General features: G+C 30.6%; 21 protein-coding genes. 10 read left to right on the top strand and 11 right to left on the bottom strand.

What is annotated here, in order from left to right:
• Positions 1-480 (bottom strand): GyrI-like domain-containing protein, encoded by a 480-nt coding sequence (locus INR78_RS07495; protein WP_223076028.1) that lies wholly within the window; start codon positions 478-480, stop codon positions 1-3.
• A complete protein-coding gene (gene folK, locus INR78_RS07490) occupies positions 452-1,603 on the bottom strand; it encodes a 2-amino-4-hydroxy-6-hydroxymethyldihydropteridine diphosphokinase (RefSeq protein WP_223076027.1) in 1,152 nt (383 codons plus the stop codon). The genes INR78_RS07495 and folK overlap by 29 nt, the downstream gene beginning before the upstream one ends.
• 71 nt (positions 1,604-1,674) lie before the next feature.
• Between folK and INR78_RS07485 the strand changes: the two genes are divergently transcribed.
• The 4 genes from INR78_RS07485 (at position 1,675) to rpsU (ending at position 6,385) form a co-directional block, all read left to right on the top strand.
• The gene (locus INR78_RS07485; protein WP_027880489.1) at positions 1,675-2,379 is read left to right on the top strand and encodes a queuosine precursor transporter; all 705 of its coding nucleotides are present in this window, start codon (positions 1,675-1,677) and stop codon (positions 2,377-2,379) included.
• Positions 2,380-2,473: 94 nt separating this feature from the next.
• Positions 2,474-5,146: an AsmA family protein gene (locus INR78_RS07480; protein ID WP_223076026.1), complete on the top strand. Its 2,673-nt coding sequence runs from the start codon at positions 2,474-2,476 to the stop codon at positions 5,144-5,146.
• Positions 5,147-5,249: 103 nt separating this feature from the next.
• Positions 5,250-6,113 carry an RNA polymerase sigma factor RpoD/SigA gene (locus tag INR78_RS07475; RefSeq protein WP_027880487.1) on the top strand — a complete coding sequence of 288 codons (864 nt, stop codon included), beginning with the start codon at positions 5,250-5,252 and terminating at the stop codon, positions 6,111-6,113.
• Between the two features lie 77 nt (positions 6,114-6,190).
• Positions 6,191-6,385, top strand: coding sequence for a 30S ribosomal protein S21 (gene rpsU / locus INR78_RS07470; protein ID WP_027880486.1), 195 nt, complete (start codon positions 6,191-6,193; stop codon positions 6,383-6,385).
• Positions 6,386-6,439: 54 nt separating this feature from the next.
• Here rpsU and murI read toward each other — a convergent pair whose 3' ends face one another.
• From murI to INR78_RS07430, 8 genes are all read right to left on the bottom strand, one after another.
• Positions 6,440-7,219 carry a glutamate racemase gene (murI, locus tag INR78_RS07465; protein ID WP_223076025.1) on the bottom strand — a complete coding sequence of 260 codons (780 nt, stop codon included), beginning with the start codon at positions 7,217-7,219 and terminating at the stop codon, positions 6,440-6,442.
• A 69-nt stretch (positions 7,220-7,288) separates the two neighbouring features.
• Positions 7,289-7,798, bottom strand: coding sequence for an OmpH family outer membrane protein (locus INR78_RS07460; protein WP_027880484.1), 510 nt, complete (start codon positions 7,796-7,798; stop codon positions 7,289-7,291).
• A 72-nt stretch (positions 7,799-7,870) separates the two neighbouring features.
• Positions 7,871-8,713 carry an OmpH family outer membrane protein gene (locus tag INR78_RS07455; RefSeq protein ID WP_223076024.1) on the bottom strand — a complete coding sequence of 281 codons (843 nt, stop codon included), beginning with the start codon at positions 8,711-8,713 and terminating at the stop codon, positions 7,871-7,873.
• A gap of 212 nt (positions 8,714-8,925) precedes the next feature.
• Positions 8,926-11,541, bottom strand: coding sequence for an outer membrane protein assembly factor (locus INR78_RS07450; protein WP_223076023.1), 2,616 nt, complete (start codon positions 11,539-11,541; stop codon positions 8,926-8,928).
• A complete protein-coding gene (locus INR78_RS07445) occupies positions 11,513-12,196 on the bottom strand; it encodes an isoprenyl transferase (protein WP_255593145.1) in 684 nt (227 codons plus the stop codon). The genes INR78_RS07450 and INR78_RS07445 overlap by 29 nt, the downstream gene beginning before the upstream one ends.
• Positions 12,197-12,250: 54 nt before the next feature.
• Positions 12,251-12,940: a DUF6089 family protein gene (locus INR78_RS07440; protein WP_223076021.1), complete on the bottom strand. Its 690-nt coding sequence runs from the start codon at positions 12,938-12,940 to the stop codon at positions 12,251-12,253.
• A gap of 98 nt (positions 12,941-13,038) precedes the next feature.
• Entirely contained in the window at positions 13,039-13,908 is an 870-nt protein-coding gene (locus INR78_RS07435) for an NAD kinase (RefSeq protein WP_223076020.1), read from the bottom strand.
• 1 nt (position 13,909) lies between these two features.
• Positions 13,910-14,569 (bottom strand): CBS domain-containing protein, encoded by a 660-nt coding sequence (locus INR78_RS07430; protein WP_223076019.1) that lies wholly within the window; start codon positions 14,567-14,569, stop codon positions 13,910-13,912.
• 94 nt (positions 14,570-14,663) lie between these two features.
• On the opposite strand from INR78_RS07430, the gene INR78_RS07425 reads away from it, so the two are divergent.
• The 6 genes from INR78_RS07425 (at position 14,664) to clpX (ending at position 20,025) form a co-directional block, all read left to right on the top strand.
• On the top strand, positions 14,664-15,377 hold the full coding sequence (locus INR78_RS07425) for a pyridoxine 5'-phosphate synthase (RefSeq protein WP_223076018.1): 714 nt from the start codon (positions 14,664-14,666) through the stop codon (positions 15,375-15,377).
• Positions 15,378-16,139 (top strand): alpha/beta fold hydrolase, encoded by a 762-nt coding sequence (locus tag INR78_RS07420; protein WP_223076017.1) that lies wholly within the window; start codon positions 15,378-15,380, stop codon positions 16,137-16,139.
• Positions 16,140-16,161: 22 nt separating this feature from the next.
• A complete protein-coding gene (locus INR78_RS07415) occupies positions 16,162-16,515 on the top strand; it encodes a phage holin family protein (protein WP_223076016.1) in 354 nt (117 codons plus the stop codon).
• 127 nt (positions 16,516-16,642) lie between these two features.
• Positions 16,643-17,971, top strand: a complete 1,329-nt coding sequence (tig, locus tag INR78_RS07410; protein ID WP_223076015.1) for a trigger factor — start codon at positions 16,643-16,645, stop codon at positions 17,969-17,971.
• Positions 17,972-18,099: 128 nt separating this feature from the next.
• Entirely contained in the window at positions 18,100-18,777 is a 678-nt protein-coding gene (gene clpP, locus INR78_RS07405; RefSeq protein WP_027880474.1) for an ATP-dependent Clp endopeptidase proteolytic subunit ClpP, read from the top strand.
• 15 nt (positions 18,778-18,792) lie between these two features.
• On the top strand, positions 18,793-20,025 hold the full coding sequence (gene clpX / locus INR78_RS07400; RefSeq protein WP_027880473.1) for an ATP-dependent Clp protease ATP-binding subunit ClpX: 1,233 nt from the start codon (positions 18,793-18,795) through the stop codon (positions 20,023-20,025).
• A gap of 220 nt (positions 20,026-20,245) precedes the next feature.
• Here the strand turns inward: clpX and INR78_RS07395 are convergent, their stop codons facing one another.
• Positions 20,246-21,760: a GH3 auxin-responsive promoter family protein gene (locus tag INR78_RS07395; protein WP_223076014.1), complete on the bottom strand. Its 1,515-nt coding sequence runs from the start codon at positions 21,758-21,760 to the stop codon at positions 20,246-20,248.
• Positions 21,761-21,775 lie beyond the last annotated feature (15 nt).

Below are 21,775 nucleotides of genomic sequence, written 5' to 3'. Positions count from 1 at the left end.
TTAATTTATAGGAATCCAGATTTCTTCCTTATTTACAGCTTGATTTGGATCGTAGTCTGGACCAAGTCTTTCAAAATGTGGTCTATTATCTATTTCAAATTCTGAATTTGGTAGCCAATTAAAATGAAGGTCTTGCCAAAAGCTTACAAATGCTGCTATAGTTCCTTCAAAATTTACTACTAAATATCTGCCAGGATCTATAGTTAAAGTTTCCATATGTTCTGGTACAGATTGCAAGTTATCTACCTCTACACCTATCCATTTTTGAAACGTTTGATTAGGATTAAATTCTGAAATATTAAAACTTGAGTATTTATGAAGTGACAATTTAAAGTTGTCTTTTCTATGTGTTACTTCTTCAACTCTTGGCATAAATTGTCTTGCTAACTGACCAGTTATTTGATTAGTATTTAAAAAATTAGCAGTTGCACTTAAACCTACAATTAAAATTTTATCGGTCTTGACTATCTTGTACTCCATTATTTATTTCGTTTAAAAGCCATAAATAGTCTGCTCTATTTTTTACAAAATCTTTATCTGAAATATCAATGATTTTAACATTAAAATCTGACTGACTTTTTAAGAAATCTAAATAACCTGCATTAATTTTTTCTAAATAATCGTCTGCTATTTCGCTTTCGTATTTTCTACCTCTTTTCTTAATGTTAGCTTGTAAACGCTCAGTATTTTGATATAAATACACATACAAATCTGGCTTTGCAATATCTTTATACATCAAATAAAATAGCTTTCGGTATAATTTAAACTCGTCAGGTTGTAACGTAATTTTTGAGAAAATTAAAGATTTAAACACATCATAATCGCTTACAATAAAATCTTTAAATAAATCTAGCTGACTTAAATCGTCACTAATTTGCTGGTAGCGATCTGCTAAAAAAGACATCTCTAAAGTAAATGCGTAGCGATTTGGCTCTTTATAAAACTTAGGCAAAAACGGATTGTCTGCAAAACGTTCTAAAATTAATTTTGCATTAAAATCTGATGCAATTTGTGTTGACAAACTTGTTTTACCTGCGCCAATATTACCTTCAATAGCTATGTAGTTATTTTTAGATAATTTATACTGCTTAATTGGGTTTTTTAGCCAGATATTATAAGGTTCTAAAGCGGTTTGATCTGCGCAAGCGTCATAAAGTTCTTCTACTGTTTTTTCTAAAACTGGATGCTCTATTTTTGAAGCAATTAGCTTTAAAGGTTCTAAGACAAATTTACGTTTATGAGCTTCTGGATGAGGAATTACCAAATTACTTTCATCTAAAATTTCATCTTCAAAAAAAATGATATCTAGATCAATTTCTCTAGACTCGTAACCTTCATTTTTTTTAGGTTTTCTACCTAATTTCACTTCAATTTCTTGAAGCGTTTTAAGTACTTTTTTAGGTGTTAGTTTTGTCTTTACAGCTATACATGTATTTAAAAAATCATCGCCTTCAAAGCCCATTGCTTGACTTTGATAGACTTTTGAAATACTAATTATTGTGCCAATTTTTTCAAAAATAGCATCTACAGCAAGTTGTAAGTTTTTAAACTTATCGCCTTTATTACTACCTAATGCTATGTATACGGTTTTAGAATCCTTCATAAATCTTTGACAAAATAACTAAAAGAAATTCACTTAGTCCTTATCTTTACACAAACTGTTAATAAGTTTTTATGACCTTAAAAGACAAACTAGCTGCTCAAAAAATCTACCTTTTTTTAGGTGCCTTATTTATAACCTCTTTAGTGGTTTCTAATCTAATTTTTCAGAAGTTTTTTTATTGGCATCCTTTTGACATTGAAATTTTTGGCGCTAAGTTATTTGAAATTTCTGTTGGTATTCTTCCTTACCCGATTACCTTTTTAATCACCGATTTAATTAGTGAGATTTATGGTAAAAAACGTGCTAACCAAATTGTAATTGCAGGTATTTTTGCTTCTATTTTTTCTTTATTAATAGTTTACACCGCCAATCTTGTTCCTGCTACAAGTTGGTCACCTGTTAACAATTCTCTTTTTACCACAGTATTTGGCAACACTATTATTGCTGTATTTGCCAGTATGATGGCCTATTTATTAGCGCAACTTGTAGATATTCAGATTTATCACTTTTGGAAACGATTAACTAATGGAAAAATGCTTTGGCTGCGTAATAACTGCTCTACTTTTTTATCTCAGTTTGTAGACACCTTTTCGGTCTTATTTCTATTGTGTTCTTTTGGTGAAATAGGCTGGGATAAATTTGCTGGATTATTGATTAGCGGTTTTTTATTTAAGGTTTTTATAGCCATCATCGACACACCATTTTTGTACTTAGGTGTATATCTTTTTAGAAAGCGTTTTAAGCTTAAAGTTAACGAAGAGATAAATCTACTTTAAAAATGCTAAACTTATATTAAATCTAAGCTTATCAAGATCTTTTTACCTATTTTAATACGTAAATTCGTATGAAAATTCAACTTAAAAAGTTCTCATGAAGAAAAAGCTTAAAATTATCGGAATTTCATTTTTAATTCTACTATTACTTTTAATAGCTAGTCCGTTTATTTTTCAAAGTCAAATAAAGGATATGGTTAAAAATTTCATTAACAACAATGTAAATGCAAAAGTTGAATTTAATGATGTAGACTTAAGTTTTATTAGAAGCTTCCCACAAGCTAATGTTACCTTAGACAATTTGGTAATTACCAATTTTGAGCCTTTTAAAAATGATACTTTAGCTAGTGTAAAACAGCTATCCTTAGACATGTCTGTTAAAGAACTTTTTAAAACCGCTAGCGAAGATCCTATTATTGTAAACAGCATAAATATTGATGACGCCTTAATTAATTTAAAAACAAACAAAGACGGACAAGTAAATTGGGACATTGCTAAAGAAAGCACCAACAACACATCATCAGACACTTCAAATAATGATGGTTTTGCTTTTGATATTGAAAATTACAGCATAAACAACAGCGCCTTTAATTATATAGATGAAAGCGCTAATACATTAATAAAAGTAACAAACATTAATCATACAGGTAACGGAATCTTTTCTGGAGACACTTCCGAATTAGACACAAAAACCGAAGCCAACGTAACTTTCAGTCTTGATAGCACAGAATATTTAAGCAACAACCTAATTAAGCTAGATGCTTTAATAGATTTAGACATACCTAACCAAACCTATACATTTAAAGACAATAAAGGTTTTGTAAATGATTTACCGTTGCAATTTAAAGGTTATGTAAAACAACTTGAAGACGGACAAGAGATTGATATTTCTTTTGAAAATCCTGGTTCTTCATTTAAAGAGTTTTTAGCAGTTATCCCAAATACTTATGCTAAAAACTTAGACAACGTAAATACGACTGGAAACTTTAAAGTAAACGGAATTATTAAAGGAAAAGTAACTGAAGAAACCATACCTACTTTAGATATTAATACTCTATCTGATAATGCGTCTTTTAAATTTGCAGATCTACCAAAACGTGTAGAAAACATCAATATTAACGCACAAATAAAAAACGAAACTGGTTTAGTAGACGATACTTACGTTAACTTAAATGCGCTTAATTTTAAAATAGACCAAGATGTTTTTAAAAGTTCGGCTACTATAAAAAATCTAACGACTAACATGTTAGTAAACGCTAATATTGATGGTGTATTAAATTTAGCTAATATTACAAAAGCGTACCCAATTGAACTTGAAAATGAATTAAAAGGTATTTTAAAAGCTAAATTAAATACCAGTTTTGATATGAATGCTATCGAAACTAATACTTACGAACGTATCAAAAACAACGGTATGGTTAGCGTTAGCGGATTTGAGTTTTCTTCAGCAGATATAGTAAACCCAATTAATATAAGTAATGCAGAAGTTAACTTTAATCCAGGCACTATAAAACTTGATAAGTTTAATGCAACAACAGGACAATCTGATTTAAACGCAACTGGTACAATAAATAATTTACTTGGTTTTTTATTAAGCAATAAAAAGCTAAAAGGAAATTTTAATGTCAACTCAAATAAATTTGTGGTTAGCGACTTTATGATAGAAGGCGGTAGTGAAGCACCAGTAAACCAAAGCACAGAACCTGATACTGCATTAAAAATCCCTGAATTTTTAGATTGTAACGTAACAGCAAATGCAACCACAGTAATTTATGACAATCTTACTTTAAAAGATGTAAAAGGTAGCTTAAATATAGCAGATGGTAAAGCAAAATTAAATAACATGACATCAAGTATTTTTGATGGTAATTTAAGCTTAAACGGTTTAGTGGACACCACAAAAGAGCAATCTACATTCAGCATGCAACTTGGTGCGTCAAACTTTAATATTTCAGAGTCGTTTAATGGTTTAGACATGCTACAAGCGTTAGCGCCTATCGCTAAAGCTTTAGAAGGAAAACTTAACAGCTCTATTGATATTTCTGGTACATTAGGTCAAGATTTTACACCTATTTTAAATACAATTTCGGGTGACGCTTTCGCGGAATTATTAACTGGAGAATTTAAGCCTAAAAACGAACAGCTATTTACAGCTTTAGAAAACAAATTAAGCTTTTTAGATTTTAGTAAGCTTAATTTAAAAGACCTTACCGCAAAATTATCTTTTAATAATGGTCAAGTCAACGTCCAACCATTTGATATAAAATACAAGGACATAAAAATGACAATTGGCGGATCGCATTCTTTTAGCAACACAATGAACTATCAAGTAGTTATTGATGTACCTGCAAAATATTTAGGAAGTGATGTAAATGCATTAATAAATAAAATTAACGATCCTGCAGTAAACAACATTACAATACCCGTAACCGCATCTATTTCCGGAAACACAACAAAACCACAAGTGTCTACAGACTTAACTAGCGGTGTAAAAACATTAACACAGCAGTTAGTCGAAATTCAAAAACAAAAATTAATAAACCAAGGTAAAGGCAAGCTTAATGATGCTATTGGTAACATTTTAAACAACAACAATCAAAGTACTGACAGTACATCAACCACCACTAATAATCCAGTAAAAGATGTTATTGGCGGACTTTTAGGCGGAAACAAACCAAAAGACTCGACAAAAACAGATTCTACAAAAACTAAAAATAATGTAAAAGACGTGTTAGGAGGACTTTTTGGAAAAAAGAAGAAATCTGATTAATTCTTTTAAAAACTTCGCAACAAAACACCTAAAAAACTGTTAAATATTAGGAATTGTCGAATATTCTGTTAGATTGAAAATGTTAAACATTAAACTATATTGAATGCGACAATTAAAAATCACGAAACAAGTTACCAATCGCGAATCTAAATCACTTGACAAATACCTACAAGACATAAGTAAACTTCCTATGGTTACTGCTGAAGAAGAAGTAGAATTAGCCAAGAAAATTAGAGAAGGATGTCAAAAATCTTTAGATAAATTAACCACTGCTAACTTACGTTTTGTTGTTTCTGTTGCCAAACAATATCAAAATCAAGGCTTAAAACTTCCAGATTTAATTAACGAAGGAAATGCAGGTTTAGTAAAAGCTGCTAAACGTTTTGACGAAACTAGAGGTTTTAAATTTATTTCTTACGCTGTTTGGTGGATTAGACAAGCTATTCTTTCTGCTTTAGCAGAACAATCAAGAATTGTTAGATTACCACTTAACAAAATTGGAAGCATTAATAAAATTAGAAAAGTAACATCTCATTTAGAGCAAGCTAATCAAAGACCGCCAAGCGCTGCAGAAATTGCTAAAGAGTTAGACCTAACAATAAGTGATGTAAAACAATCTATGCGTATCTCTAGCAGACACGTTTCTATGGATGCACCACTAAAAGAAGGCGAAGATTATAGCCTCTATGATCTAGTAAAATCTGGAGAATCTCCAAACCCTGATAATCAACTAATGCATGAATCTTTAAATATTGAGATTGAACGTGCATTAGAAACTTTAACACCAAGAGAAAGTGATGTAATTAGATTAAATTTTGGTTTAGGTAATCAACCAGCAATGACATTAGATGAGATTGGAAGAACCTTTGACCTTACAAGAGAACGCGTTAGGCAAATTAGAGAAAAAGGTATAAGACGATTACGTCAAACATCAAAAAGTAAGATTTTAAAGACCTATTTAGGTTAAAAAACTAAAATAAAACATTAATAATTTGAATAATCCTAATATTTGAGGGATATTCGCAAAAGATTTAAAATACTGATATGTTAAGAATAGAAATTAAAGAAGGCGAAAACATAGAACGCGCCTTAAAACGTTACAAGCGTAAACACAGAAATATTAAAGTAATGCAAAACTTAAGAGACAAGCAATACTTTACAAAACCTTCTGTAACAAGAAGAAAACAAGTTCAAAAAGCAGCTTACATTCAAAGCTTAAGAGATGCTGAAGAAGTATAGAACTGAACATATATAATAAAAAAGCCAAGTGTAACACTTGGCTTTTTTTTATGACTAAAAATCTTTTTGATTTACCTCAAAGTTATTATTTAAAAGTTGAGACATGACTTTTGGATTAGAATTGATATAAAATTTTAAATCTGGTTTGACATCCGCTATATTAAGCAAGTTTAACTGTTTTAAAATAGCTTTTGTCTGTCTAGCAACAGCTTCACCAGAGTCTATTATTTTTATATGCTTAGGAAGCATTTTTAAAAGTTGTGGTATTAAATATGGATAATGTGTACAACCTAACACCAAATAATCGATATTAGCATTTAGCATTGGCTTTAAATAAATTTCTAAAAGCGCTTTCATCTCTTCCGAATTAATATTACCACTTTCAATTAATTGCACAATACCTTCTCCTTCTTGTTCTATTACTTCTATTCCATTAGAATACAATTGTGAGGTGTTAAAAAAAAGCTCACTACTTAAAGTGCCTTTTGTTGCTAAAATACCAATAGCTTTTGTTTGGGTTTGTAATGCTGCAGGTTTTATTGCTGGCTCTATACCTATAAAAGGCACATCATATTTTTTTCTTAAATGTTTAATGGCATTTGTTGTTGCTGTATTACATGCTACAACAATTATTTTGGAATTTTGATTTAATAAATACTCTGTGTTTTTTTCTGATAATGCTATAATAGCGTCTTTCCCTTTTGGCCCATAAGGTGCATTTGCACTATCTGCAAGGTAAATAGTGTTTTCGTAAGGTAATAAAGCGTGTATTTCTTTCCAAATAGAAGTACCACCAACTCCAGAATCAAAAATACCAATAGGCTGTTTACTCATAAAAAATTATAGTATAAAAAAAGCTGTCTAAATTTAGACAGCTTTATTGTATTTTAAAAGAGATTTTAATTAAAATCCTAATTCTTTTTGAACGTCTTGTAATAAGTTTTTACCTTCTGCCATGATTACTCCTGAACCTTGAGAAGAATCTAATACATAATCAAATCCTTGTGCTTTTGCTACTTTTAAAATAGCTGCTTTAGCCTTTTTTGTAATTGGCTCTAAAAGATCTAATTCTTTTTGTTGTAATTGTTGTTGTGCATTAGCTTGAAATTGTCTAATGTTTTGTTGCATACCTGCTAACTCTTCACCTCTTTTTTGGTTATCTTCATTAGTTTTTGTTGCAGCTTCTGCTTCGTATTGTTGAGCTTTTGTTTTATACTCATTCATCATTTCTTGAATGTCAGTTTCAAACGTTTTACCCATTTGTTCCATTTCTGCTTGTGCAGTTTTCATCTCTGGCATTGAAGTTACAAGCTCTCCAACATTAATATGCGCTACTTTTGATTGAGCATTAGTAAAACTTGTTGCTCCTATAAATAATGCTGCAGCGAATAAAAGTGATTTAATTTGTTTCATTTTTAATAGTATTTGTGTTATAAATTATTAATGTTTATCTAAGAGTTTGTTGTTAACTAAACTCTTTTTTTATTATTTTTCTTCTTTATTATTTTCATCTCCATCAAAAGATGGGTTTTCTTCGTCTTTAGTTTCTTGTCTAGCTTTTAATTTTTCTTCTCTAGCTTTTGCACGTTCTTCTATAAGTTTTTGTCTTTTCTCTTGTGCTGCTTTTTTCTTTGCTTCTCTTGCTTCTAATATTTCTTGTCTACGTTTTTCTGCAGCAGCTTCTCTTGCTGCTCTTTTTTCGTCTAATGCTTTTTGTCTAGCTTCTTGAGAGTCATTAATCTCTTCTACAACTTCTTCTTCTTTTGCTTCTTTACGCTCTTTTCTGTTTGTTGCTTGTTTACGTTTTGATGCTCTAGTTATTGTTCTTATTACTAAGTCGCTAATATCAAAACGTTCTGCTGAATATAGCATAACAACATCTGCAGATTTATCAAAAACAAAATCGTATTTTTTGTTTGCTGCTATGTCTTGTACTGCTTGAAAAATTTGGTCTTGAACTGGTTGCATTAACTGCTTTTTTTGAATCATCAAATCACCATTAGGACCAAAGCGTTTTTGTTGATAATCTAATATTTCTTTTTCTTCAAATAAAATATCTTCTTCACGCTCTTCTATTAACTCTTTTGTTAATAATGCTTTTTCGTTATTAAGTGCCTCGCGTTTTTGCTTTACAGTATTTAATCGACCTTCAATTTCAGTTTTCCATTTTTGTACTTTAGACTCTAATTGCTTAGTAGCTTCGGTATATTCTGGAACATTTTCTAAAATATATTCAGTATCTATATAACCTATTCTTACGCCACGTTGTGCATTTGCTTGAAAGGACACACTTAATATGAACAATACTAAAAGAACTTTAAATTTCATGTTGGATTTATTTAGTTTTTAATTTAAACTTAGCCGCCAAATTATTTGTGTTTAAGCTGCTATTTTCAAAATAACGAATTTTAATTATAAAAATTTTAATTCTTTAATTAAATCCTCAACTTGTTATTAGAAAATATCGTGCCAAAAATAAAAAAATTAGTAAACTATCAAGCTTATTAACCTATTTTATTGGGTTTTAGCATTGTTTTTTTTTAAAACTGTTGTCCTATGATAAAGTGAGTTTCCCAACCATGTTTTGAAGTTTCGCCTGGTTGTGGATCAAATCCATGTCCAAAGTCTATACCTAATAATCCAAATGCTGGCATAAAAATTCTTACACCAAATCCTGCAGATCTTTTTAACTCAAAAGGATCATAGCTCCTAAAATCATTATAAGAATTACCTGCTTCTAAGAATGTTAAAGCATAGATTTTTGCAGATTGTTTTAAGGTTATTGGGTAACGTAATTCTAAAGAAAACTTATTATAAATTGTTCCTCCATCTTGAGTTGATAAGGATTGGTTTTGGTAACCTCTTAAGGCTATTGCTTCCCTTCCGTCTAAGCTATAATTTCCTAAACCATCACCACCAACAAAGAAACGTTCAAAAGGTATAATTCCTCTATCTTGATTATAAGCTCCTAAGAAACCAAATTCTACACTTGGACGTAACACTAACTTATCTACTAATCTAGTGTACCAATCTCCTTTAAACTTAACCTTATAAAACTCTAACCACTTAAAACGTTCTTGGTCAATTTCGCTAACTCTATTTGATGCTGCGTTAGACTCGCTTACTGTGCTATTAGAGTCGTTAATTATAGCTATATTATCTTCTCTTTCTTGCTTTAATGCTTCATAATCTACATTATTAAACACAGAGTATGGTAAAGACATTTTTGCTGTAATAGAGAAGTTAGATCCACCCATTGGGAAAATAGGATCATTAAAAGTGTTGTTTCTTGTTAAACCTATTGTATAAGATAAGTTGTTAGAGTAACCATCACCAAATGTAAATAATCCTGTATTATAATTTTTTAAGTTATAATGCTGAAAACTTACTGCTTGAGATAAGGTAAAATAATCATCTGGGACAGATAAACGTTTAGCTAAACCGAAAGTAATACCTGTTATGTTAAAACGTCTATCCTTATCTGCGTTTTGTGTTAATGGATTATATAAAAACTGTTTTGTTTGTGATATAGAGGTAGAGAATTGCACTGGTTTTTTACCTCCTAACCAAGGTTCTGAAAATTGAAAACTATAAGTTTGAAAAAATCTACTAGCTTGTAATCTTAAAGCTAATCTTTGTCCATCACCCATTGGAATTGGCGTATAAGCATCTTTTTTGAATATATCTTTTAAAGAAAAGTTATTGAAAGATAAACCTAACGTCCCAATAAATCCTCCTCCACCGTAACCACCTTGCAATTCTATTTGGCTAGATCCAGATTCTACTACAGAGTATTCCATATCTACAGTTCCTTCATCTGGATTTACATTTTTAAAATTTGGTGTTAATTGTTCTGCATCAAAGAAACCTAGTTGACTTAACTCTCGTATTGTTCTTACTACATTTTCTTTACTGTATAATTCTCCTGGACGTGTTCTTATTTCTCTATAAATAACATGGTCGTTTGTTTTGTTATTACCAACAACTGTTACTTTATTAAAATAAGCAGGTTTACCTTCGCTTATTCTAATTTCCATATCGATAACGTTACCATCTGCATTAACCTCTACTGGGTTTATTGTTGAGAATAAGTATCCATTATTTTGATATAAGTTTGTAAGGTCATCTGCATCTGGACTAGATGCATCTGCTATTCTTTTTTGTAGTTCTATACCGTTGTATGTGTCTCCTTTTTCTATTCTTAACTTTCTTTTTAAGAACTCATCAGAATATACTGTATTACCTATAAATGTAATGTCGCCAAAAGTATACTTTTCTCCTTCTTCTACTTTTATGTCTAAAGACACAGTTTCTTCTCCATTGTATGTTAAAGTGTCTGAAATAATACGTGCATCTCTATAACCTATCTCTTTATATTTGTCTACAATCGAAGATAAATCTTCTTTGTAGTCTGCTTCAATAAACTTTGATCGTTTAAAAATACGAATTGGATTTTTCTGCTTCGTATTTTTCATTGCTTTTCTTAGCTTTTTGTCCGATAAGACTTCGTTACCTTCAAAGTTAATTTTTTTAACTTTAACTTTTTCTCCTTTATCTACAGCAACAAACATATTTACTTGTGGCTTAAATGTAGAGTCACTAACAACTTCTGTAGTATTTACTTTTACATCTGCATTTAAAAAACCATCTTTTCTATACTTATTTTCAAGGTAGTTTCTTGTCGTTGTTACTAGGTTTTCTGTAACCTTTGTACCTTTTAGTAGTTTATTTTCTTTGATTATAGTTTCTTTCTTATTCTTTTTAACACCTGTGATGTTAATTTCATTTAATTCTGGAAGATCTGATAATCTTATTTCTAAAAAGGCATCTTTACCTTCTGTTTTGACTAAGTAAACTTCTATGTCGCTAAATAAATTAGAACTCCAAAGCTTTTTTATAGCATTACTTATTTGTTCGCCTGGTATTTGTATTTCGGTATCTTTTCTTAAACCCGAGTAGGTTATTATGGTTTGTTCACTAAAGGTTGTGTTTCCTTTTACTGATATGCCGGCAAGGTTATATTTTTCTCCGCCTTCGTAGTCTAATTCTTGCGCGTTACCTAATGCTGAAATGGCAAATATGAAGGTAATTAAAACGTATTGTAATGCTGTTTTCAATGGTAATTGTTTAGCTAATTTGTTCACTTGTTTTCCCAAATCGTCGTTCTCTTTTTTGATATTCTATAATAGCTTCACTTAAGTGTTGCTCTGTAAAGTCTGGCCAAAGTACTGGAGTAAAATACAACTCTGCATAGGCTATTTGCCATAACAAAAAGTTACTTATACGTTGCTCTCCGCTAGTTCGTATAAGCAAGTCTACATCTGGTAAATTGTGCGTGTAAAGATGCTTATTTATAACTGACTGGTCAATACTTTCTTCAGAAATTATATTATTTTTAACTTTATTACTGATTTCTTTAACAGCTGTAACTAACTCTTCTCTAGACCCATAACTAAGCGCTAAAGTAAGATTCATATGCGTGTTTTTGCTAGTTAAATTAATAACTTCTTGTAATTCTTTAGACACTTTTTTTGGTAATAATGATAAGTTACCAATAGCATTTAGTTTAATATTATTATCTAAAAGTGTGTTAATTTCTTTTTTTAGTGAAGACACTAAAAGTTTCATTAGTGTATCTACTTCTAATTTTGGTCTGTTCCAGTTTTCTGTAGAAAACGCATAAAGGGTTAAGTTTTCTACACCTAATTTTGCACAAGACTCAACTGTTGTTCTAACTGCTTTTGTTCCGTTTTCATGACCAATAGCACGTAACATGCCTTTTTGTTTTGCCCAACGCCCATTTCCATCCATTATAATAGCTAGATGTTTGGGTAAATAGTCTTTATTTATTTTATCAATACTCACTTAAAATGCGCAATAACAAGGGTTTTTACCAAATGTATAGGTTAGTGTTACACCTGTAAAGGTATACCAATCATTATTATTTAAATTACCAAAGCTTCTACTTTGAAGTTCTTCTGCATCTGGCACACTTCCATCAATTTCATCTGAAAATGTATAACGTGCACCAATTTCAAAAGCAAGCACAAAATGCTGTGCAATTGCTGCTTTATAACCAACTACCATTGGTATACCGTAAGCAAAACTCTCGGTTCCTTCTGGTTCTAATTGTCCTGAATTTGCTAAAAAGAAGTTATCGTGTTTTGTTACTGTAACACCTGTGTATAAATATGGTGTTGAAACAAAACCTCCTTTGTGAAGATTAAAATCTAAAAAGGTAAACTCCATTCCGGCAGATAATTCTATTATTTGACTATTAAATTCTAATCCTCTGATTTGACGACTTGGGTCATCAGAGTTTTTATCAATTCCTTCTAGCTCACTAAACAGTAATGAAATTCTGTACGAATGTCTCGGACTTCTATTCCATTTATAAATTCCACCTATAGTTAAGTTTTTTGGCGCAATATAATCTGTTGCTCCAACATCTCCTATAAAATTAGAACCTCCTAAATACAAGCCAAATTCGTGTATTTGAGCAGTGCTAAACTGTATACTAAATAGTGTTATTATGATTACTGTAAATTGCCTCATAAATCTTCAAAGTTTGCAAATATAATAAATAAGATTAGCCTATAACAATTCTATTGAAATAGTTACTCATTTAAACAGATTTAGGCAAATTTTATTGTTTAATTACGCTTATCTTCTCCCCAAAGTAATTTTTTACGTAAGGTATCTAAGAAGGTTTCGTTATGAAGCGCTATCATTTTAATTGAAAATGGAGCTTTTTTTATGGTAATTTCGGTTTTATTCGAAAGTGTTGCAATACGTGAGTCTAAAGATACTAGATGTTGCTTCTCTCTACCATCTACTTTAAGTTTAATTGTAATAGAGTCTTCTATCACTAAAGGTCTTGCGCTTAAATTATGTGGCGCAATTGGTGTTAGTACAAAACTTGCTGCTTTTGGTGTTATTACTGGTCCGCCACAACTTAAAGAATATCCTGTTGATCCTGTTGGTGTAGATATAATTAATCCATCACTCCAATAAGAGGTTAAATACTCACCATCTAATTCGGTTTCAACCGTAATCATAGATGTGGTGTTTTTACGACTAACCGCTATTTCGTTTAAAGCGAAATTACAAGATTCAATTTCTTTATTAGGTTCAGAAACTGAAATACTTAACAAGGTACGTTCAGAAATCTTATAATCTTTTTCTATTATAGATTTAATAGCATCTTCAATTTCGTCATGTTGAATAGTTGCTAAAAAACCTAATCTACCCGTGTTTATTCCAACCATAGGTATATTTAAATCTCTTACTAAGGTAACAGCTCGTAAAATTGTCCCATCACCTCCAATACTTATTAAAAAATCGTAAGAATTATCTAAACTAGAAAAAGTATTTAATGTCTTTTTTATTTTGGATGAAATGTTTTTAAAAAAGGTTTCTTCAATAAAAACATCAAAATTCTCTTTCTCTAAAACCTCTAGTAATACTTCTAAAGATGCTAAAGGTTTTTTCTTTTGAAATTGACTGTAAATAGCAACCTTCATCTTAAATATCTAGATATTTTTTTAAATAATCCGATCGTTCTTTCAAGCCTTCTAAATAAGTATCTTCTTCTTGACCTGAAACTATATTATAGCTATACCTCCTAAAACTTTGCATAATATCGTTTAAGCCTGTATTCCCTATTTTTAAGGTAATTTGCGCTAAATCATTTTCATGTTTAGAAACAAAAGCGCCTAATAATCTTCCGTTATTACTCTCAACAATTTGACTAATTTCACTAAACGAATAATCCTGAATACCTTTTTCTACAATTAAAATCCCTCCATTTGCCGAGAAAAATGGAGTTTCATTAAACAACCCAATTACATCATTAAGTTCATAATACCCTAAATATTTATTATTCCTATTTAAAACGGGCATTATGTTAGTATGATTTTGAGCAAAAGCCTCTAAAACATCTAACCAGTTAGTTTCTTCTCTTACAAAAAAACCCTCTACAGAATACGCTATATCGCTTATCACTTCAGAGCCTTTAAAACAATGTGCATCATTTTCAGAAACACAACCTATATACACATCATTTTGATCCTTAATTGGTATATGCGAGAAGGTTAACTGATTAAACAGTAATTGTAAATCGCTTATTTTATCAGTACTTGATAAAGGTTTTATATCGTTTAAAATGTATTCTGAAAGATTCATTTAGTTTAACTTTTTGTTTATGCAAATTAATTAAATTTTAGCACAAAAAGCCTTTAAGAGTTCGTATTTTTGTGTTAAAATAAACTTTAAGTTAATGACAAAATTAAGCGTTAATATTAATAAAATTGCCACTTTACGTAATTCTCGTGGTGGCGATGTACCAAATGTTGTTCAATTTGCAAAAGATGTACAGCGTTTTGGCGCAGAAGGTGTAACCATACATCCTAGACCTGACGAAAGACATATTAGATATCAAGATGCTCACGATTTAAAACCTGTTGTTTATACAGAGTATAATATAGAAGGTAATCCCATACCTAAATTTATAGATTTAGTATTAGCAACAAAACCAACACAAGTTACTTTAGTACCTGATAGCATAGACGCAATTACTAGTAATGCAGGTTGGGACACTATTAAAAACAAAGATTTTTTAGTTGAAGTTATTAAGGAATTTAAAAATAACGGAATTAGAACATCTATTTTTGTTGATCCTGTTTTAAAACAAATTGAAGGCGCTAAAGAAACCGGAACGGATAGAATTGAATTATACACCGAAGCTTTTGCACACCAATACAGCTTAGGCAACAAAGATGCTGTAATACCTTATGCAGATTGTGCAAAATTGGCAGATAGTTTAGATTTAGGTGTTAATGCTGGTCATGATCTATCATTAGATAATATAGAATTTTTCAAACAAAGCATTCCTAATTTATTAGAAGTATCTATTGGTCATGCTTTAATTGCAGAAAGCCTATACTTAGGTGTAGAAAATGTAATAAACATGTATAAAAACAAGTTAAAATAAATGATTTTACATTCACAAATACTAGGTCAAGGCAAACCATTTGTGATCCTTCATGGGTTTTTAGGTATGAGTGACAACTGGAAAACTTTAGGGAATCAATTTGCAGAAAGTTTTGAAGTACATTTAATAGACCAACGTAATCACGGTAGGAGTTTTCATGATCCAGACCATCATTACGAAGCATTATCTGAAGATTTAAAGCAGTATTTTGATCATCATAATATTAAAGAAGCTATTGTTTTAGGACATTCTATGGGCGGAAAAACCGCTATGTTTTTTGCTAGCAAATATCCAAAATTAGTTAGCCACTTGATAGTTGCAGATATTTCACCAAGATTTTATCCAATTCATCATGACACTATCCTAGCAGGATTAAATAGTTTTGATTTTAAAGAAATTAAAAGTCGTGGTGCTGCAGATAAGCAATTAGCAAATTATATCCCACAGGTTAGTGTTAGACAATTTTTACTTAAAAATTTATATTGGAAAGAAAAAGGAAAACTTGCCTTTAGGATGAATCTTGAAGCACTTACTGAAAATGTTAGTGAAGTTGGCGAGGCGCTTCCACTTCATTTTAAATTCGACAAAAACACATTATTCTTAAAAGGAGATAAAAGCGAATATATTGGCGCACAAGATGAAGCTATTATAAAAAGACAATTCCCTAAAGCCAATATAATAACAATTACAAACGCTGGGCATTGGCTACATGCAGAAAACCCAGAACAATTCTACGAAGCTGTAATTAATTTTGTAAATTAGAACAACTCTTAATACTTAATTTATGAATCAAATTATTAGACTTTTACTTAACGCTGTTGCTGTTTTTGTCCTAGCACACATCTTAAATGGCGTAAGTGTAGACAGTTATATTACAGCTATTATTGTAGCATTGGTATTAGCTGTTTTAAATCTATTAGTAAAACCCATCTTAGTTTTATTAACATTACCTGCTACTATTTTAACGTTAGGATTATTCCTTTTTGTAATAAATGGACTTATAATTTTATTGGCAGATAAATTTATAGATGGTTTTGCCGTATCAAGCATTTGGACAGCCATTTTATTTAGTGTTTTACTCTCAATTTTACAGTGGTTTTTACAATCTTTATTAAAAACAGACATGAAATCTGAGTAAACACAAAAAACTCTGAAATACAACAGCTTAAAAAATTGGTTGGAGTGTAAAAAAGTAGTACTTTTGCACTCCTTTTTAAATTAAAACAAGTGTTAAATGCCTTTAAAAAGGCTTTATACCATTTATAATGAATATTACAAGAGAAAACATTGATGCATTAAATGCTGTAGTAAAAGTAGATATCGCTAAAGAAGACTATAGTGATAAAGTAGAAAAAATCTTATCAGATTACCGTAAAACAGCTAACATTCCTGGATTTAGAAAAGGTCATGTACCAATGGGAATGGTAAAAAAACAATACGGTAAAGCTGTATTAGTAGACGAAGTAAATAAATTACTTCAAGATGCATTAAATAAATATTTAACAGAAGAAAAACTTGATGTTTTAGGACAACCTTTACCAAAACAACAAGATGATATTGATTGGGATGGAGATAATTTTTCTTTTGAATTTGAATTAGGTTTAGCTCCAGAATTTTCTGTAGATATTAAAAGTAAAAAAGCAATTACGCACTACAATATCGTTGCAGATGATAAAATGATAGAAGAGCAAATAGAGCGTATCCAAAAACAATACGGTAAAATAGTATCTCAAGACACTGTTGAAAAAGATAGCGAAATTACCGGTACTTTCAAAAACGAAGACAAAGACATTGACAACACTGTAACTTTAACTTTAGACAAGTTTAAAGGAAAAGCTACCGAGAAGAAATTTATCGGTGCTAAAGTTGGTGATGTAATCACTTTAAAGACTAAAGGTCTTTACGAAGATGATCACGAGTTAATGCATGCTTTAAAAGTATCTCATGATGATGCTCATGGTTTAGACATTGAAGTAACATTTACAATTACTGAAATTAACAAACGTGAATTAGCAGATTTAGATCAAGAGTTATTTGATAAGTTATTTGGAAAAGACACCGTAAAATCTGTAACCGAGTTAAAAGAAAAGATTAAAGAAGATGCAGAAAAGCAATTCGTACAGCAATCTGATCAAAAATTATTAAACGACGTTACTGAATATTTAGTAGACAACACAAAGTTTGATTTACCAGCAGAATTCTTAACAAAATGGATGCAAGTTTCTGGTGAAAAAGAAATGGATGAAGCTACAGCTAAAGAAGAATACGAAAAGTCAGAAAAAAGCCTACGTTACCAATTAATCGAAGCAAAAATCATGGAAAAACATGGTTTAAAAGTAGATTTTGAAGACGTAAAAAGCAACGCCAAAAACATGATTAAAATGCAAATGGCACAGTTTGGACAATTAAACCCTTCAGAAAAAGAATTAGATGATATCGCAGCACGCGTATTATCTAATCAAGATGAAGTAAGACGAATTTCAGAACAAGTTGTTAGCCAAAAACTATTAGAGTTATATAAAGAAGAAGCCAACATCAAAACTAAAGAATTATCTTACGATAAGTTTGTAAAAGAAGTTTACGGAGATAAGTAAACCTCTTTTAAACCTTAAAAAGCAATAGTTTCTTTAGTATAGGTTTAACAAAATAATCATTATCTTTAGGCGTTGTTTAATCACTATAAACAACGCCTAATTTTATTTAAAAAATATTATTTACAACTATGGATTTCGGAAAAGAATTTGAAAAGTTTGCAATAAAAGACCAAGGGATAAACAGTAATTACTACAATAAAATTGTTAGTAGTATGTATCCAACTAATTTAACACCTAATATTATTGAAGAGCGCCAGATGAACATTGCTATCTTCGATGTATTTTCTCGTTTAATGATGGATCGTATTATCTTTTTAGGAACAGGAATAAATGACCAAGTTGCAAACATTATACAAGCACAATTATTATTCTTAGAAAGCACAGATGCTAATAAAGATATTCAAATATATATTAACTCTCCAGGTGGTAGTGTTTATGCTGGATTAGGTATTTATGATACTATGCAATTTATAAAACCAGACGTAGCTACTATTTGTACAGGTATGGCAGCATCTATGGGAGCAGTATTATTATGTGCAGGAGAAAAAGGAAAACGTAGTGGTTTACCACATTCACGTGTTATGATTCACCAACCATTAGGAGGTGCACAAGGACAAGCAAGTGATATTGAGATTACTGCTAGAGAAATTCTTACTTTAAAAGAAGAATTATATAAAATAATAAGTAAACATTCTGGACAAGATTACGACAAGGTTTACAATGATAGTGACCGTGATTATTGGATGAAAGCTGATAAAGCTAAAGAGTACGGAATGATTGACGAAATCTTAACAAGAGGCGAGTAAAAATTAAAATTAATAATGGCAAAAGAAGAATTAGAGTGTTCATTTTGTGGTAGGAAAAAGCCAGAAACAAATTTATTAATTGCTGGTTTAGATGCTCATATATGCGATAGATGTATAGAACAAGCACATGGCATTGTTATAGAAGAATCTAAACAAAACGAAGACAATGGTTTATCTGCAGAGCTAATGCTAAAAAAACCATTACAGATTAAAACGTTTCTTGATCAATACATTATTGGACAAGAATACACAAAAAAAGTAATGTCTGTAGCTGTATACAACCATTACAAACGTTTGTTACAACCAGCAAGCAATGACGATATTGATATACAAAAATCAAATATTGTTATGGTAGGACAAACCGGTACAGGAAAAACATTAATGGCAAAAACAGTTGCCAGAATGTTAAATGTACCATTAGCTATAGTAGACGCTACTGTTCTTACAGAAGCTGGTTACGTTGGTGAAGATGTAGAAAGTATTTTAACTAGACTATTACAAGCAGCAGATTACAATCTTGATAAAGCAGAAAAAGGTATTGTTTTTATAGATGAAATTGATAAAATAGCACGTAAAAGTGATAACCCTTCTATTACCCGAGACGTATCTGGTGAAGGCGTACAACAAGCATTATTAAAGCTTTTAGAAGGAACAGTAGTTAACGTACCACCAAAAGGCGGACGTAAGCATCCTGATCAAAAATTTATAGAAGTTAATACAGAAAACATCTTGTTTATAGCTGGCGGAGCTTTTGATGGTATAGAACGTGTTATTTCTAAACGTTTAAACATGCAAGCTGTAGGTTATAGCGCTTCTATTAAAGAAGAAGTTGTTGACCAAAATAACTTGTTACAATACATCATTCCTAAAGATTTAAAAGACTTTGGTTTAATACCAGAAATTATTGGTAGATTACCTGTCTTAACTTACATGGATCCTTTAGACGAAAAGACTTTAAGAGCTATTTTAACAGAGCCAAAAAATGCCATTATCAAACAATACAAAAAACTGTTTGAAATGGACGAAATAGAGCTTAACATTACAGATGGCGCTTTAGATTATATTGTAGAAAAAGCAATAGAATACAAGTTAGGAGCTAGAGGTTTACGTAGTTTATGTGAAGAGATTTTAACAGACGCAATGTTTGAGCTACCAGGAAGTGAGACTAAAAAGTTTAGTGTAACTAAATCTTACGCAGAAGAAAAGCTAAGTAAAACAAAACTTAAAAAACTAAAAGCTGTATCTTAAAATAAGAACACACTCTTTAAATAAAATTAAACCACTCACGTTTTGAGTGGTTTTTTTATAAATAAAAAAACCACTTTATACATTTACAAATATAAAGTGGTTTTCAAATTAAATGTTAATTTGACGTTTCCCCTAAGTCAGATTAATAGCTTTCTAAATGTAGTTAATTTTTTGTTAATATCCAAATTAGATAACACTAATTAACTGATTTAAAACATGTTTAATTATTAATAGATAATAATTCGTCTATAAACTGGCGTGTATTAGACAATCTTGGTACTTTATGTTGTCCTCCTAATTTATTATTTTTTTTAAGCCAATCGTAAAATAAATTTTCTCTAGCCACATTAATTTTAGGTTTGTTCAACGTCATATTATTATAACGCTTAGCTTCGTAGTCTGAATTTAAGCTTTTTAATGCATTATCAAATAACTCACTAAAATAATTAATATCTTTTGGAGGAGTTTTAAACTCTATTAACCATTCGTGCGCACCTTTTTCCTTACCTTCCATAAATATTGGTGCAGCTGTATAATCTTTAATTTCTGACTGAGTTTTTTTACACACCTTTTTTAGTGCATCTTCTGCATTTTCTATAATTAACTCTTCACCAAACACATTAATATGATGTTTTGTGCGTCCAGACACTTTTATTCTATAAGGATTAATAGATACAAACCTTACGGTATCACCTATCTTATAACGCCATAAACCTGCATTTGTAGTAATTATAACTGCATAGTTTTTATTTAGCTCTACCTCGCTTAACGGTATTACTTTTTCATCTTTTGTACCATAAGTATCCATTGGGATAAACTCGTAAAAAATCCCATAATCTAGCATTAATAATAAATCGCCAGAGTAATTTTGATCTTGAATAGCAAAAAACCCTTCAGAAGCATTATAAATCTCGTAATACTTAAATTCTTTCTTCGGAAGAATAGCTCGATACTGTTCTATATAAGGATTAAAACTTACACCTCCATGAAAGTAAACTTCTAGGTTTGGCCAAACATCAAAAATGCTATTTTTTCCTGTTTTATCTAAAATATTGTTGAGCAAAACCAACATCCAACTTGGCACACCAGCAAGACTTGTTACGTTATCCTCTATCGTTTCATCAACTATTGCTGCCATTTTAGTTTCCCACTCGCTTAACAAACTTACTTTATTGCTTGGTGTACTACTAAATTCTGCCCAAAATGGCATATTATCTATTAAAATAGCACTTAAATCTCCAAACGCTGTACCATTTTCTTTGTATAATTCTTTACTTCCTCCTAACCTTAAACTTTTACCTGTAAAAAGCTGAGACTCTTCATTATTATTAAGATACATGCATAGCAAATCTTTACTAGCAGCATAATGACAGTCTTCTAAGCTATCCATACTTACGGGTATAAATTTACTTTTAGAATTAGTAGTACCACTAGATTTTGCAAACCATTTAATAGGTTTTGGCCAAAAAATATTAGACTCGCCTTTACGTGCGCGCTCTATATCATCTTGTATATCTTCATAGGAAGAAATCGGAACACGATCTGCAAAAGTTTTATAACTTTTTATAGAAGAAAAGTCATACTTCTTACCAACTTCTGTGTCTTTTGAAATATCTATAAGGCTAGATAACAATTCTTGTTGTACTTCGTTTGGATACTTTAAAAACAACTCTATTTGATGAAAACGTTTCTTTAAAAACCAAGATGCAATAGAATTAACAAGAGGAATTGGCATAGTAATTTGTATCTT

It is taken from the genome of Mesoflavibacter sp. SCSIO 43206, from assembly GCF_019904215.1.
GTDB lineage: Bacteria > Bacteroidota > Bacteroidia > Flavobacteriales > Flavobacteriaceae > Mesoflavibacter > Mesoflavibacter zeaxanthinifaciens.
The sequence above is the reverse complement of the archived record's forward strand: the minus strand, read 5'-3'. Positions and strand labels throughout refer to the sequence as shown.

Excerpts from the sequence above, each read along its gene's own strand:
- INR78_RS07475 (WP_027880487.1), top strand. The coding sequence starts at position 5,250 with ATGCGACAATTAAAAATCACGAAACAAGTTACCAATCGCGAATCTAAA.
- clpX (WP_027880473.1), top strand. The coding sequence starts at position 18,793 with ATGGCAAAAGAAGAATTAGAGTGTTCATTTTGTGGTAGGAAAAAGCCA.
- clpP (WP_027880474.1), top strand. The coding sequence starts at position 18,100 with ATGGATTTCGGAAAAGAATTTGAAAAGTTTGCAATAAAAGACCAAGGG.
- INR78_RS07425 (WP_223076018.1), top strand. The coding sequence starts at position 14,664 with ATGACAAAATTAAGCGTTAATATTAATAAAATTGCCACTTTACGTAAT.
- INR78_RS07420 (WP_223076017.1), top strand. The coding sequence starts at position 15,378 with ATGATTTTACATTCACAAATACTAGGTCAAGGCAAACCATTTGTGATC.
- INR78_RS07460 (WP_027880484.1), bottom strand. The coding sequence starts at position 7,798 with ATGAAACAAATTAAATCACTTTTATTCGCTGCAGCATTATTTATAGGA.
- INR78_RS07495 (WP_223076028.1), bottom strand. The coding sequence starts at position 480 with ATGGAGTACAAGATAGTCAAGACCGATAAAATTTTAATTGTAGGTTTA.
- INR78_RS07440 (WP_223076021.1), bottom strand. The coding sequence starts at position 12,940 with ATGAGGCAATTTACAGTAATCATAATAACACTATTTAGTATACAGTTT.
- INR78_RS07480 (WP_223076026.1), top strand. The coding sequence starts at position 2,474 with ATGAAGAAAAAGCTTAAAATTATCGGAATTTCATTTTTAATTCTACTA.
- INR78_RS07395 (WP_223076014.1), bottom strand. The coding sequence starts at position 21,760 with ATGCCAATTCCTCTTGTTAATTCTATTGCATCTTGGTTTTTAAAGAAA.
- INR78_RS07455 (WP_223076024.1), bottom strand. The coding sequence starts at position 8,713 with ATGAAATTTAAAGTTCTTTTAGTATTGTTCATATTAAGTGTGTCCTTT.
- INR78_RS07485 (WP_027880489.1), top strand. The coding sequence starts at position 1,675 with ATGACCTTAAAAGACAAACTAGCTGCTCAAAAAATCTACCTTTTTTTA.
- INR78_RS07445 (WP_255593145.1), bottom strand. The coding sequence starts at position 12,196 with ATGGATGGAAATGGGCGTTGGGCAAAACAAAAAGGCATGTTACGTGCT.
- INR78_RS07435 (WP_223076020.1), bottom strand. The coding sequence starts at position 13,908 with ATGAAGGTTGCTATTTACAGTCAATTTCAAAAGAAAAAACCTTTAGCA.
- folK (WP_223076027.1), bottom strand. The coding sequence starts at position 1,603 with ATGAAGGATTCTAAAACCGTATACATAGCATTAGGTAGTAATAAAGGC.
- INR78_RS07430 (WP_223076019.1), bottom strand. The coding sequence starts at position 14,569 with ATGAATCTTTCAGAATACATTTTAAACGATATAAAACCTTTATCAAGT.
- tig (WP_223076015.1), top strand. The coding sequence starts at position 16,643 with ATGAATATTACAAGAGAAAACATTGATGCATTAAATGCTGTAGTAAAA.
- rpsU (WP_027880486.1), top strand. The coding sequence starts at position 6,191 with ATGTTAAGAATAGAAATTAAAGAAGGCGAAAACATAGAACGCGCCTTA.
- INR78_RS07415 (WP_223076016.1), top strand. The coding sequence starts at position 16,162 with ATGAATCAAATTATTAGACTTTTACTTAACGCTGTTGCTGTTTTTGTC.
- murI (WP_223076025.1), bottom strand. The coding sequence starts at position 7,219 with ATGAGTAAACAGCCTATTGGTATTTTTGATTCTGGAGTTGGTGGTACT.